The organism is Croceibacter atlanticus HTCC2559 (genome assembly GCF_000196315.1).
GTDB lineage: Bacteria > Bacteroidota > Bacteroidia > Flavobacteriales > Flavobacteriaceae > Croceibacter > Croceibacter atlanticus.
Genome location: NC_014230.1, coordinates 91262 through 105943, shown reverse-complemented (window position 1 = coordinate 105943; position 14682 = coordinate 91262). Strand labels below are relative to the sequence as shown.

Genomic DNA, 14682 nt, shown 5'->3' with positions numbered 1-14682 from the left:
GTCAATAATATTTTAACCAAAAAAGTATATAAAAGTAAAAGCTGAAATTAGGGATGATGCCAATAGATTTATATAACTCCATTTATTTCGGTTTGTATTTCGAATTACCATTAGAAGAATAAAAATTAATGCAAAAATTAGGCTTAAAACTCCCAATCCGAATATCATTAGTCCAATAACTCCTTTTCCAATACCAGATTGTCCATCTCCCATCGGGTCAACTTGAATACTTTCAAATTCTGGAATTAAATATGCAATGCACAAAATCAGAATTGTAAGGATAACTGACGTAACTATATTGAAAATTTTCATTGGTTGTTATAGCTGTCTTGTCCTGAAATATGGCTACAGGTTAAAATTAATTTTACGCTGATAATTTATATACCATATTTGGTGTTTTATAATCTAAAGATAAGTGTAATCTTATTTGATTATATAGATTAATTGCATTTTTTGCAGCTCTCTTGGCGTGTGCCACGTTAGTAAAGGTCTGGTCGAGATAGAATTCATCTTTAAGGATTCCATTTACACGTTCAGCCATTGCGTTTTCGTAACAGTGGTTTTCTTCTGTCATACTAATGCCTATCTTTTTTCTTTTAAGTATTTGGGTGTACACATTACTGCAATATTGTATTCCTCTATCTGAATGATGTACTAGTCCTTTAATGGTTTTAGTATTATAAATAGCCTTATTAAGTGCTCTAACACAACCTTTGAGTTCTAAGCTATCACTTAGGTCATATCCTACAACTTTACGCGAGTACATATCTGTGATGAGCGCCAGATAACAAAAGCCTTTCACGGTTCTAATATAGGTGATGTCCGATGTCCAAACTTGATTAGGTCTTGTAATTTCCACATCTTTTATGATGTTGCGGTACTTATAAAATCTATGGTGCGAGTTGGTTGTTCTACAGCTGTATTTTTTTCTTAGGGTTAGCATCTTATGCTCTCTAAGTACTTTAAACAAAGTGTCTCTTCCAATTTTTACTTTTTTGATTTTCAAAATCTTTTTGTAAAGATATCATCAGTTTCCTGACACCTTCCCTAGGTAAGGATTTACGTCTTTTCTGAACAATATGAATAATCTGTTTTTCTAGTTGTAAACGTTTATCAGCTCTACATTTGTATTTGTATATGGCGTCACGTTTCAACCCAAAACAGGCACATAGCTTAGAAAGAGAAGTAAATCCTTTACTAGTTTTTCTGGCTATGGTTAAAGCTTGATATTTAGTTTTTTTTTAAGTTCGAGCACATTTTTATAGCCTAATTTTTGAGCAGCTACTTGTAAGTAAGAATCATTCACCAACTCGTCCAAGTCCTTTTTCACGACTAGTTTTTTAAGCTGTTCAATCTCTTTCTGGAGTGCTTTGATTCGTGTTATCTCATCTTTGGTTTCTACCATAATCCTTGTGTTCATTAAGTCATTACGTTCGTACTTTCTAATCCATTCATTAATGGTTGTAGGCGCAATACTGTAGAGCTTTCCTAATTGGTTTTTGGTGTATTTGCCAACTAAGTTCGGCTAAGATTTTTAATTTAAAATGTTCGCTGTAACGTCTGGTTACTCGGTCATTTTTATACATAACTGTTTGAAATTATGTAGCCTTTATTCAGGACGAGTCAAAATGTTTGCCAACGGTCTCGGCTATGAGTAGTTGCGTGGTTTAGCACTTAACTTTGCAAGTACACACCAAACTGAAAATCCGCGAGGATTTTCAGAAGTAGGCGAGAACAAGCAATTACTTATAGCCATTGTTGTGCGTTCGGTTTTTTATTTCAGGTTATTGTCCGATTTAGTTTTTTCAATGTGATGATAAACCTTATCAAATGTTTGGTCAATTTTTGTCAGTTTCTCCGAGCTTATATTAGTCAGTTTTGTATTCATTTTATAAAGGTTGATTATATGGCTCATTAAAAGATTATACACTAAAGAAATGCAAATTATTATGAATAGAGAAATATTTTTAAAAGTCGGTTCAGTGTTTTTATCAATGATTAAAAACACAATAGTTCCTAATGGTAAAATATATGACAGGATAAACCACAAAACTTTGATAGCTTTAATTTTTTTCAGCTTCTTTATTGGACGAGTTTCTTCATATTTTCTTTTGATAAAATTCCAGAGTTCCGCAACGACAACTCCAACTATCGCAGAAATCATTATTTCGGAAGGATTGATGTCCATTACGTTTATAATTTTTTTAGACCTGTTGGTTAAGATTTATGTTGATGTTTTTATCAAAAATGTTTTTAGGAAAGTTGATTAATCAATTTCAACACTTATTGGTCCGCCATGTGATACATAGCCTCCACCAATTTCATCAATATTTACATCTAATTCATCGCTTGTGGACACTCCAGTTATATTAACATCCATTTCAGAAGATGATTTGATATTTACATCAATTGTACCGTCAGCGTTCACGGGAATTAAACCATAATTTTTGTTTGGAAGTAAATTTGGTTCATTTTTTAGAGATTCTTTTGCGTATGTTTTTGGAATAATATCAAAATCTTTTAAAACATTAATTGTTAAGCAAATTGCAATAACGGTAAGGATACTTTTAGTGTACAAATCTAATTTCATAATTTTAAGTTTTAGGTTATTTTAATTGTATTTTTTTACTTAGGAATTTTTCTCTAAACTGACGCACAACGGTCTAGTATAAGAATAGTAGCGGATTTAGACGCACTAACTTTTCGGTTTAACACAGACCTTTTATATATTTTCTTAGTTTCGTTTTAGCTATTAAACCGCTATTATTTTTATACATTGTTGCCAGCAGTTTTTATTTCTTCAGGAAAATATTTATTCAATGCAGTTTTAGCCTCAATATTACCTTGAAGTAATTTTATACTTCTATCTGTAAAATCAGAAATCTTTAAATGCTTACTAGCAATGTTCCTAATGCCTTTGTTGTTATAAGCAATTAAAACATTGTTGTAGTCAGAATTACCAATCATTTCGTTCAATTCAGCCAATCTCTGGTTATACCAATCATTTATGGATATTTTGTCAAGAAAATTTTGATAGTTTGTCTCCAATTGAGCTAGAGCATTACCTTTAGAAACATCGCTATCTGTAAAGTAATAGTTAACTTTTGTACTAACGTAGTTTGAGGCCTGAATTTCTTTTAATTTATCTAACTCACTTATTATATCCGTTTCGATTAGCTTAACATTCTCTTCATCTATCAAAATTTGTTGAGCAAGTATTTTTAAGAAATCAGAATCAAGAAATAAGTTTTCTACTTCAGCTACTTTGAATGAGAAAATATCACTCTCCTTTAATTTGTCCAATCTATCTGTATCGTGGTGGTCTGAGTCAATTAAGCCATAAGATTTAGTATTTACATTCTGAAGTTTATTAAATGCTTTTGTATGATTTATAACATCAAAACAACTGCCTACTGGCATTATTGTAAGTTCAGGAAAAAGAATAGAATAAACACGTTCATCTATACTACCTTTTACTCCTTCGCAAAAAAGAATGTTTTTTCTACTACCTAATAATTCAAAAAGTAATGTCTCCGGTATTTCGTCAGTTGGAATATCTTCAATATCCCATTTATCAGGATGCGTAAAAGATTTAATCCAAATTTTCTTTGCAGTTGTTCGGCTTGTTGCAAAATCTAAATCGTGGGTTAAATAAATGAAAATACAATCATTTCTTTCATTCTCTAACAAATCCCATAATTTTTTCAGAATTGTCTTATGTAAGTACATTTCTGGTTCGTCAACAACTATAAATCCGTTCTTTGGTGATTGTAAAACTTGAGCAATTAAATATAGCATTACTTTTTCTCCGTCACTCATTTGTATAGCTGGATATGACCTGCCATCATTTGACTTTGCAGTAATATTTATTCCGTCATCACAAGATATTGTTCGATGTTCAATTAAGGAATTCCATATTTGAAATGTAATATCCAAATTGGTAGTATCTGGATTTGAGATAGCTTTACCCGACTTTACAGCGTCAATTGCATTTTTTCTATAAGAGTTACCAACTGAAATATTATCAGCTAATAGGTTTTTTAAGACAATCCCAAATTCCTGTTTGAGATAGTTAAACTCACTATTTGATTTATTAGTTTTATCTCTTAGTTGATATTGTTTTAATTCACTCGCAGTCTTTGCAGGGTTTGCGATTGAATCAAAACTTGGAACAAGTAAAATTCTTTGTGCTGAAATTACTACTCCATTATTTTGAAGATATGTCTTGAATTTATTAGATAAGGTAGTTTTACCACTACCATTAGCTCCTATTGCAACTACATTACTATCAAAATATCCAATTTTGTTGAAGAAGTCAATATTAAATTCAATTTGGTTATAGAGACTTGAAATACTAGTGTTGTTTTGTTCTAAGCTATTTTTAATCTGAGACTTATAGTGTTCATTTTGATGTGCTAAGAAACTTGAATTAGGTTGTCCCCTAAAAGGTAAAATAGATAGAATACTCTCAATGTTTGATTGAAATTGATTAAGATAATTTATTTTTAATTCCCCTTGTTTTGCTTTATTCTCTAAACTAGAAGTTAACGATATTAACTTATCAAAAGATTCCAATGTTTCGCTATTACATCCTAAATCAAATGCTCCTTGTCTATGAGAATTAAATTCATTTTGTGCTTTTTGTATGTATTGAACGAAATCAGTTAATTCTTTGCTCATAGATTGTCTTTAAATTGCTGGCAACGTTCGGGGTCTATGATTTGATGCGTGTAGCGGTCGCTTGCAATCGCAAGCGAGAGTAGCTACGGAAGCATCAAAAAAAAATAAAAGCACTCAATGCCTTAGCATTGAATTATAGACTCTGTTGTCCAATGTAACCGAAACATATTAATTAAAAACAACAGAAAATGAAAAATTTTATTTACGATTTAATTTATTTAATGAATCTGCCCTTTTGGTTTGGATGGAAAATAAAGTACTGTCTTTTATTTGTTCTAATGCATTTGATTTTATGGGTTGTTGTAACTCTTTATTTTTATTATTGAGAAAAGCAAATATTGAAATAATCAAACTGATAAAAGATATTACATAAGGTATGTACCCTGTTTTTGCTCTAAATCTTGAAACTTGGTAATCATAAAAAACCTTTCTTTCTTTTCTGTAATCTATTTTTTTTTGTTCTTGGATAAATTTTTCAATACCCATTTCGTAAGCCTTATATCCTGAATTTGTGATTTTAAAAGAATTACCAATACCTATTCTTTTTATAAGTTTAAGTTCTTGTAATTCAGCTAATGCTAAATCATAATCTTCAAATTCAATATTTTCAAGTTCATTATATAAAATAGAAACATCAAAACTCAATCTATCTATCCCTTTTTCAAATATAATATTATGTATTTCACTCATTTTAAATATTTAGACAACCTCGTATTTCAGAGGTTGCAGGTGCTTTTATTTTTTAATAGACCCCGAACGTTGTCCACAATTAGGGGAATAGGAGAAATTGAGCAAAGCGATGTTTCATTTCCCGTATCCGAATCAGTTGACTTTAACGCCAACGTAGTGACGTGGGAAAGTCAATTGATGAGGTTATTGTGGACAACGGTCTCGTATAAGAATAGTTGCGGGTTTACGTGCGAGGATTTTCCGCAGGAAAATCAGACGTAGTAAACTTGCAACGACCTTTGGTTAAGCCCAAAATTGAGCAATTATTTTTATACATTGTTGCCATTAGTTTTTTAGGTAATCTCCGTATAAAATTTCAGCTGTTGAATCTATTTCACTTCGCATTGCTTTTAATATTTTCAAGCGGTTTTCCGATAATTCTTTAGTCGTATTAAAATCTCTTTTAAAATATTCTGTTACATTTTTATATCCTTTTAATCTAGTTGTATCTCCCAGTATTAAATTATTCTGATAATTTGAATTTAAAGATTCCGATAAAGGGTTTATTAGAGAGTCTACTTTAGCTCCAAAATACATTTCGGACATTTGTATATCAGTTGCCAATTGATTTATTTGCTTATGATATTCGATAGCTTTATTATTTAATATTTCGCTTTCTTCGTTTGTGGAATTTTTTCCACCTGCTAATGATAATTCAATCGTTGACATAAATTTAGCGGAATATAATTTGAAATCTTTAGCTAATACTTCAGTCAATAATATTCCAGAATTTACATTATCAAAAATTTCAATTTGTTTTTCTAAAAGTTGAGATACTTTTTCGGCTTTTGTTCTCGTTTTCCAATAATTTTGTTCTTCTTTTAATTGACTGAACATTAAAAAATATGAAACAAATCCAGTAAACATAGAAGTCAGTAAAGCAGTTAATACTATTTTAAAAGTATCAGATTTTGCTTTTTTTAATTTCTTTTTGTCTTTTTTCGGCACTTCTTTCAAATTAATGGCAACGTTCAGTATAAGAAATCGTAGGGCAGGTGATAAGCACTGTCGTTTCGGTTTATTACTTAGCTAAATATAAATATTTTGCTTTTATCTTTTATTCTATAAACGCCAAATTTTATATTTAGCGGACTTTGTTAATATTCACAGACCTTTCGGTTTAGCACAAACGCCCTATGTTTTTTATACCTTGTTGTGCTTTCGTTATTTATCTTCGTTTTTCAATTGGTCTTTAACTAATGACTTTTTGAAATAGTACTTATTATTCATTTTTGCATCTTCAACAATTTCTCGTTTTAATTCTCCATTTGAATATAAGTTTATGACTTGCTCCAATAATTCTATTAGTTTTAACTGATATGCTTTATTTCTTATTGTAGCAGGAACTCTTAATATTATTTTTTTATCAGCTATTGCCATCGCTCCATCTGAACCAATATTAATTTGAATATCATTTGTGTTGAAGCCTTCAGAAATAAAAACCAAGTAGTTTGTGAATACACTTAAAATAAATTTCTTTGAAAATTCCTCAATACTAAGCTCTTCTCCTTGTTGAGAATAAAATTTTTGTTTATGCTCTTTTATATTTTTTGATAATATTAACTTTTCAAAAGGGTTTTTGTTTTGGCTATAACTTTTTGATATAAAAGAAAAATTAACGTCCGTTAATAATTCAGATAATTTCATATCGCCTCCAGTATGGTTGGCAAATATAGTAGAGTCTATTTCCGATACTAAAAACTTATCTCCATTAAAGACATAATACTCAACAATAAGTTTATTTGAGTTTGTATGTAACCAAAGATTATATAAAAATTGAGATGAGTGAATTGCTCTTTTTTGAAAATTTCCATATTCTTGCATATCAATTAATGTCAATACAGAAGAGTTATTTTCGGTTTTCAGTTTTTTTATTTTGAATCCTTGAAGACTTAAAGATGATTTAAAGTCTAATAGTTTAGCTTCATCTCGAATATTTAAAGGTTCTTTCTCAATTGAGTCTCGTAATTCTTGTATCTCATTTATATTGTCAAAACAAAAAATAGTTTCTGAAACTCGGATTAGTTTAAAGGTTAATAAGATTTTCAATAAACTTGAGAATAGTTCATCTCTTGATAATTCAAATTCTTCATTTATTCCATTTTTTTTATACCAACAAATGATTTTTCCATCAATGATTTTTGAATTATGATGATAAGCAATATTTCGCCATTGATTTAATCGAATTGAGTGATTCGAGATAATTAATAAATCATCTAAATCAGTTGTATTTATTAATTCGTCAATTACAACTCCTAAATCTTTTGATTTGATTTCAGAAAAATCAGACTGTTTATTTCTTTTTATTCTGTTTAAATGAAATAATAACTTAATGAATGGTTTAGAAATTCCTTCAATAGAATGTCCAATCATTCTTAAAGACTCTTCTAAATAGTCTTCTACGCAAAGATTTTTAATGTCAATTTGATTATTGTATAAACTCCAAAATCTAGATATTCCTTGACTAATCTCTGGTAACCAAGAGTTGTATGCTTCAATTGTTTTATTCTGATTTATATTTTTTGCTCCATTAAAGATTTCAAGTATAGTATCAATGCTTTTTATTGATTCAGGAGAATCTCTTTCGACAAGAATATACGATAGCCAATTGTTAACTAAATCAGTTGTAGCATATTTTTTGAGTCTTTCTTGATTTTGAAAATAGTTAGAAAAGCAATCTATTATTTCCGATTTCAATTCATCTGGTGACATTCCAAATTCATAAAATAATGAAAGTGGATTTGTTCTCTCAAAATCGGTTATCTTTTCTTTGTTTTTCAAATTATTGGGTATGTTTTTTTAATGAAGCACAACGGTTGTGTATAAGAACAGTAGGGCGGATTTGCACGCTATCCATTCGATTAAGCACAAGCCGAATTTTTAAATTTTTCTTATTATTTTTTCTTTACTCAATAAGCCAAATTTAAAAATTTGGCGAACTCACAAATGCGCCCGAACCATTCGGTTTTGCTACAATTGCCCTATTGTTTTTATACGATGTTAGGGGCAGTTTATATTCGGTAAAATGCCTTAACGTTCAATTCAGACTTTAACGCTGATACAGTTATTATAGTCAAATCAATTGTGTTAGCAATAAATATACTTACAACTAAAATTGTAGAAATGTATCTCGTTAGTGAATTAAAATCAGCTATAAAAACAACAAGACTTGCGATAACCAACGCAATGAAAATTAGCATATTTAATAGACTGGTTATATATACTTGAGGTAAAGCAGTTGAATTGAGTTTTGATAAATAAAAATGCTTATGAAAAATATCCGTATCGAAATGACCAAATAGCTCTTCAATTTCTTTGTTATAGTTTGATTGGTCTATTTTTTTTGCTGTAATTTCAAAATACAGCTCATCAATGAAGTTTAAAGAATATCTATTTTCCCTATTTAAATTTACAATATTGCTATCCGAACGATTTAATAAATACCAGAATGAATTTGCATAATCTTTAAATCTTGCGATTTCATCCAAGGTATAATTTTTTGGGTTGAATGATTGAAAAAAGCCAAAGGTATTTTCTTCATTTTCTAATCCCTTTAATCCTAAATAGGATTGAATTGCAGTTTCTCCAACATCTCTAATTATTGGTGTTAGTTCTTCGTAAGTGAACCTGTCATTTCGCAAATCTTCATAAGCCAAGTCATTGTATTTATGGTCCATTTTTGATTTGATATTATTATTCCCAAATTTCCAAAATTCACTAAATCCACGAATTTGAAAAGCCATTTTTCTGAAAGCCGTTATTTTGTGGGAAAGAGTATCAATTTCAGCTTTCCGTTGTATTCTTTCTGCTTTTTCAGAAAATAATTTAGAGAATAAGTAAGTAATAATTATTGCTATAATAATTGAAATTGTGCTAATTAATAAGTTTAAAAGTTCCTTTGCATCGAATTTGTATTCTGATGAAAAAAAAGTTAAAAATTTGTATGATAATAAAGTGACAAGAAGGAATAGCGCAATCCTGATTGGAATAATCAAGGGTATTTCAAAAATTTTATTAATTATGCGTTTCATTTTTTTCAAATTGCCCCTAACGGTCTCGGCTATGAGTAGTTGCGTGGTTTAGCACTTAATTTCGCAAGTACACACCAAACTGAAAATCCTCTAGGATTTTCAGAAGTAGACGAGAACAAGCAATTACTTATAGCCATTGTTAGCTCTAGTTATTTTACTTTTTTGTTTTCGTAGTTTTTTCATTTTTAACACTTGCAATCTTCCCATTCTCTAGGTTTTTATCTAACAATTCTCTTCTTACCTCTTTAAATAACTTTTTTCCCTGTTCGGTTAAAGTCCAATAATCATTTTCATCTTTTACACTATGTTTTTTTGTTGATGGTTTAATGATTTCTAAGACATTTAAATCAGCTAAAATTTTTCTAACTGTATTACTTGGAATTGGCCATTCGGCTCTTAGTTCTCTTTCTTTATCAGGATTAAGCATTGTCCCTAAATACATTGAACAGTATTTAGAGCTATTTTCAATCATTAACTCTGGTGCTAAAAGGTTAAAAATTTCTAATAAAGTGAACTCCTCATTCTCGTATTCCCAATCTTCACCTCCATAGTAGAAAAAGGAAGGACTTCTTTTATTATGCTTTAGAGTGTTTAAAGTTTTTTCAAATTCCGCCTTTTCTTCATTGTTTAATTTATTTTCATATTCTTCAATCTCCTTTCTTAAATCCGAGTTTTCAGTACTCAAGCGTGAAATTTCTTTTAGCACTTCAGGGCCCATTGATTCAGATGATTTTACCCATCCTGTTCTTGGGTTAGTGTTAAACTGTTTCATTAATGAAATAGAGACTTTACCATATAAATCATTCTTGTCATTCCAAAAGCTAACTAATTTGCTTTGAATTTTTGATTTGAATGAGGTAAGTTTTTCGACTTTAGTAGCGTTTTTGTCAACTTTTGTTGCAGGCCATTTAACATCCTCATTTATTACAAAGCCCAAAACAGGAATCCCTTTACTAAAGGCATAGTCATATTCTTTTTCTGTGTAGCTGATGTCTCCGTCCATTGAACCATATCTAAAAGCAGATATTATGATATAGTAATCACAATCATTAATTTGACTTTGAATTAATTGCCATTGTTGTTCATCTCCTGCGCTAAACATTTCCATTCCTACAGGAATATGTCCCATTTCTAAAATAGCTTTAATAACTAAATCCCTTTCTTCTTTTAAGTCTTCGTATGTAGAAGAGACAAATATTTGGTATTTCTTTTTCATCTAATTAGAGCTAACGGTTTGGCTATGAGCAGTTGGGGATTTTTTGCTCTTACTTTTCAGTTTAGCACAGACCTTTGTTTTATGTTTTAATTTTCGGATAATCATTTAAACCCCAATTGCTTATAGCCGTTGTTGTATGCTGGGCTTTATTCTTTTTTTAGTTCATCTATAAGCCAAATTAATTTCTGTCTAGCTACACTAATTAAATCTACATAAGTTCTATATAAAACATCTCCTCGTTCATTGTGAGAGCTTATTATCCCTTTTACCTTACCTCCTAAAAGGATAATTTCAATTTTTTGATTGTGAAAATATACATTGAGTTCATCTCGATATTTTAATGCTTGAGATTCCGTATCTCGATTTAATGTAAAACTTGGTCTTTTAAATTCTATTAAGACTAATGACCTAGTAATATTTCTTCCAAAAAGAATATCTGGTCTATCATCTGGCTTTTCTCCTTTATACGTCTTATTAATTACTTTTTCGATTGAGGTTTTTAAGCCTTGGTCTGAGAAAATTACAGAATAATCATCTCCAAAAAGCCAAGTATTTTTCTCAAAAGCTTTATGAACTGTTGATTCAAGAGTTTTAGGATTTTCTATTAAAATATTTAGTTCGTCTAAAAATCTCAATCTATTAATTGCTTGACTAGAAATTATGCTCATTTCTAAAAAACCAAACTCGGAAAGTGCTTCTGCAAATTTTTCAACATCTCCTGTTCTCGTATCCTCTATATTTTGAACAATATCCCAATAATGGTCTTTTTCCATTGCGGATACCATAACAGAAATTACTGTATTTATTCTCTCCTCGGTTTCTCCATAAAATTTCTCAAGAACTTTATAAAGTGCTTTTTTTGCGAAAGGTTGTTTAAAATCAGGTAATTTCTCTAATTCCTTGTTGATTTTTCTTTGATAACGTGCTTTTGCCATTTTCATATCAGTGACAAAAACTTCGTCAACGGATTTCCGTAATTTTTCTGTAGTGCTTGTTGTGAGTTTTTGGTATAATTTACTGTTGTCGATTACTGCACCAAAATCGGCTGTTAAATCATCTTCTAAATCATCACAGATAATTTCTCCATAGACTCTATTTTGTAGTTTTTTAGGAATAATTTCATCATCTGAAAGAAAGTTTTGAGGTCTACCGATAATTTTATTGTTTACTCTAATTGCTATTCCTGCTTGTTTTATTGGCTTTTCTGTAACTGTATAATTTAATGTAGCCATTTTCCCATCTGGCAATTCTATTCTTTCCGAGTATGATTTTCCTTGAAGGTCAAGTACACCGATATTTTCGCCATTTATTGTTATGTCAAAATCCATTTCACGACCATAGTCTCGGATTAAAATTTCCTTTAGTCTATCAGGATTTGGAAAGCTAAAATTTTGATTAATTCCTTCAAGTGTTATTCTAGTTCCGTGTTTTGTTTTATCACAGTCTGTTACATTAATTGGAAGAGGAACTTTTTCTAAGTCATAACCTGCTTTTGCTAAATCGTCTTTGTTAATGGTTAATGAAGTCATTTTACCGCTTGCATAAGTTTCAATTGTCATTTGACTTGCAACCATTAAACCTGAAAATTTTCCGATTCCTTTACGACCTTTAACTTTTCTCTTTTTTGAAAATGTGACATTGCCTTTTCGAGAAGTTCGGCTATTTGCAATATTTAAGTATTCGTTACGAACCTCATTTTCTTTCATTCCTGAACCATCATCTTCTATCACAATTTTTTGGTCAGGTGTCAACTCGTCTGGTAGTTGAATTTTGACATTTTCAGAATCAGCATCATAGGCGTTGTCAATTAATTCCTTTGTGGCTTCTTCGACTGAGCGATATGTTTCGCCTAGTAATTCTGCTAGTTTTGGGTCAACTTTAAAGTGTGCTGATTTTGTCATATTTTTTTATGTTCTAAAGTCGGTTTTGCCTTGCATACAACGTTCGGGGTCTATGATTTGATGCGTGTAGCGGTCGCTTGCAATCGCAAGCGAGAGTAGCTACGGAAGCATCAAAAAAAAATAAAAGCACTCAATGCCTTAGCATTGAATTATAGACTCTGTTGTCCAATGTAACCGAAACATATTAATTAAAAACAACAGAAAATGAAAAATTTTATTTACGATTTAATTTATTTAATGAATCTGCCCTTTTGGTTTGGATGGAAAATAAAGTACTGTCTTTTATTTGTTCTAATGCATTTGATTTTATGGGTTGTTGTAACTCTTTATTTTTATTATTGAGAAAAGCAAATATTGAAATAATCAAACTGATAAAAGATATTACATAAGGTATGTACCCTGTTTTTGCTCTAAATCTTGAAACTTGGTAATCATAAAAAACCTTTCTTTCTTTTCTGTAATCTATTTTTTTTTGTTCTTGGATAAATTTTTCAATACCCATTTCGTAAGCCTTATATCCTGAATTTGTGATTTTAAAAGAATTACCAATACCTATTCTTTTTATAAGTTTAAGTTCTTGTAATTCAGCTAATGCTAAATCATAATCTTCAAATTCAATATTTTCAAGTTCATTATATAAAATAGAAACATCAAAACTCAATCTATCTATCCCTTTTTCAAATATAATATTATGTATTTCACTCATTTTAAATATTTAGACAACCTCGTATTTCAGAGGTTGCAGGTGCTTTTATTTTTTAATAGACCCCGAACGTTGTCCACAATTAGGGGAATAGGAGAAATTGAGCAAAGCGATGTTTCATTTCCCGTATCCGAATCAGTTGACTTTAACGCCAACGTAGTGACGTGGGAAAGTCAATTGATGAGGTTATTGTGGACAACGGTCTCGGCTATGAGTAGTTGCGTGGTTTAGCGATTAACTTTGCAAGTACGCACCAAACTGAAAATCCGAGAGGATTTTCAGAAGTAGACGAGAACAAGCAATTACTTATAGCCATTGTTGGCAACTGGCTTTATATTATTCCTTTGTCTTTCAACCATTTTTCCAACTGATTTGGTAATGTTTCTTCAATGTCAAGAGGGTCAAATGGTTTATATAATTTTCCAACTAAATCGGTGTGAAGGTTAGTCAAGGTTTTGTCTTTTAATAGACAAATAGGTTTTCCAAGTCCCATCATATAACCAACTTCTAAAGATACATTTGGATTAAAGTTGTCTTCTGTGACTCTTTCAAAAATTGAAATTCCAAAATCACTACAATGCATATACGTCCGAATATTAGCGAATAAATCGTCAGCATATTCTTTGTCGTCCGCTCTTAAACCAACAATGTTGTACTTTTTTAAAGTTTCTTTAATAACCTTAACTAATGAATCGTGAACTTTTGTATTTCCAAACTGCATTACAATAAATGCTGTTTTTTGAGTAGTTGGATAATCATCTCTAAAAGCTTCTATATATTTTCCTAATTCTGGTACTGATATTGCTTGGTCTGACACTTTTTGTTCTGTTTTTTTTGAAGCCTGTAAAACAGATTCAACATATTGTTTTGAATACTCTTCTATTTGTTCGTCCGTAATTGTTTTTGCAGTTAAGACTGGAATAGTAAAAATCCAATGAACTTCGCCTATCTCAATTTTCAACTGGTGTATAAGAGATTGAGTTGGAATAATTCCGTATTTACTTAAATCTCTATATGTGATGGAATTTCCACCGGGTTTATCTACAAATGCAAAGTGATAGTTTTGCTGGTCCTTACCAACAAATAAAAAATTCATACGAAAAATTGAAAGCTGATTTGCAGGAACCATAAGTTGTCTGCCAATTTCCCTCACTTTATTTCCGAACTTTTTTACTAATTCATTAGATTCTTTTTGTTCCGCTTCAGATAAGTCTCCACCTGTAGAAGCCATTCCTCCTTGCATTATAAATTCTATCGCAGACATATTTCTATATTTTGGTTTTTTTCCAGCTTGTTGCCAACGGTTTCGTATAACCGTCAGTTACGGGTTAATATGCGTTAATTTTCGGTTTGGCACTGACGCTTGCAATTCCGAGTGGATTCGGACGTAGTCGAATCCGCCGTAATTGCGGTTATATATTG

14 protein-coding genes are annotated in these 14682 nt (G+C 30.5%); all 14 read right to left on the bottom strand.

Annotation, left to right across the window (positions count from 1 at the left end; genetic code table 11):
- Nucleotides 1-12: 12 nt before the first annotated feature.
- Nucleotides 13-264, bottom strand: a complete 252-nt coding sequence (locus CA2559_RS00395) for a hypothetical protein (protein ID WP_148232755.1) — start codon at nucleotides 262-264, stop codon at nucleotides 13-15.
- A 100-nt stretch (nucleotides 265-364) separates the two neighbouring features.
- The gene (locus tag CA2559_RS13645) at nucleotides 365-1006 is read right to left on the bottom strand and encodes an IS3 family transposase (RefSeq protein ID WP_158305524.1); all 642 of its coding nucleotides are present in this window, start codon (nucleotides 1004-1006) and stop codon (nucleotides 365-367) included.
- Nucleotides 1007-1216: 210 nt separating this feature from the next.
- Entirely contained in the window at nucleotides 1217-1405 is a 189-nt protein-coding gene (locus tag CA2559_RS13915; RefSeq protein ID WP_238524715.1) for a hypothetical protein, read from the bottom strand.
- A gap of 369 nt (nucleotides 1406-1774) precedes the next feature.
- Nucleotides 1775-2188 carry a hypothetical protein gene (locus tag CA2559_RS13785; RefSeq protein WP_013185844.1) on the bottom strand — a complete coding sequence of 138 codons (414 nt, stop codon included), beginning with the start codon at nucleotides 2186-2188 and terminating at the stop codon, nucleotides 1775-1777.
- A 78-nt stretch (nucleotides 2189-2266) separates the two neighbouring features.
- Nucleotides 2267-2590, bottom strand: coding sequence for a hypothetical protein (locus CA2559_RS00370; RefSeq protein ID WP_013185843.1), 324 nt, complete (start codon nucleotides 2588-2590; stop codon nucleotides 2267-2269).
- A gap of 179 nt (nucleotides 2591-2769) precedes the next feature.
- Nucleotides 2770-4680, bottom strand: coding sequence for an AAA family ATPase (locus CA2559_RS00365; RefSeq protein WP_013185842.1), 1911 nt, complete (start codon nucleotides 4678-4680; stop codon nucleotides 2770-2772).
- 198 nt (nucleotides 4681-4878) lie between these two features.
- Nucleotides 4879-5370: a hypothetical protein gene (locus tag CA2559_RS00360; protein ID WP_013185834.1), complete on the bottom strand. Its 492-nt coding sequence runs from the start codon at nucleotides 5368-5370 to the stop codon at nucleotides 4879-4881.
- 324 nt (nucleotides 5371-5694) lie between these two features.
- Nucleotides 5695-6366, bottom strand: coding sequence for a hypothetical protein (locus tag CA2559_RS00355; protein ID WP_013185840.1), 672 nt, complete (start codon nucleotides 6364-6366; stop codon nucleotides 5695-5697).
- Between the two features lie 207 nt (nucleotides 6367-6573).
- Nucleotides 6574-8190: a hypothetical protein gene (locus tag CA2559_RS00350; protein ID WP_013185839.1), complete on the bottom strand. Its 1617-nt coding sequence runs from the start codon at nucleotides 8188-8190 to the stop codon at nucleotides 6574-6576.
- Nucleotides 8191-8420: 230 nt separating this feature from the next.
- Nucleotides 8421-9440, bottom strand: coding sequence for a hypothetical protein (locus tag CA2559_RS00345; RefSeq protein ID WP_013185838.1), 1020 nt, complete (start codon nucleotides 9438-9440; stop codon nucleotides 8421-8423).
- Nucleotides 9441-9594: 154 nt separating this feature from the next.
- Nucleotides 9595-10656 (bottom strand): DUF4062 domain-containing protein, encoded by a 1062-nt coding sequence (locus CA2559_RS00340; protein WP_013185836.1) that lies wholly within the window; start codon nucleotides 10654-10656, stop codon nucleotides 9595-9597.
- A 146-nt stretch (nucleotides 10657-10802) separates the two neighbouring features.
- Nucleotides 10803-12557 carry an ATP-binding protein gene (locus tag CA2559_RS00335; RefSeq protein WP_013185835.1) on the bottom strand — a complete coding sequence of 585 codons (1755 nt, stop codon included), beginning with the start codon at nucleotides 12555-12557 and terminating at the stop codon, nucleotides 10803-10805.
- 214 nt (nucleotides 12558-12771) lie between these two features.
- Entirely contained in the window at nucleotides 12772-13263 is a 492-nt protein-coding gene (locus tag CA2559_RS00330; protein WP_013185834.1) for a hypothetical protein, read from the bottom strand.
- 328 nt (nucleotides 13264-13591) lie between these two features.
- Nucleotides 13592-14524 carry a hypothetical protein gene (locus CA2559_RS00325; RefSeq protein WP_013185833.1) on the bottom strand — a complete coding sequence of 311 codons (933 nt, stop codon included), beginning with the start codon at nucleotides 14522-14524 and terminating at the stop codon, nucleotides 13592-13594.
- Nucleotides 14525-14682 lie beyond the last annotated feature (158 nt).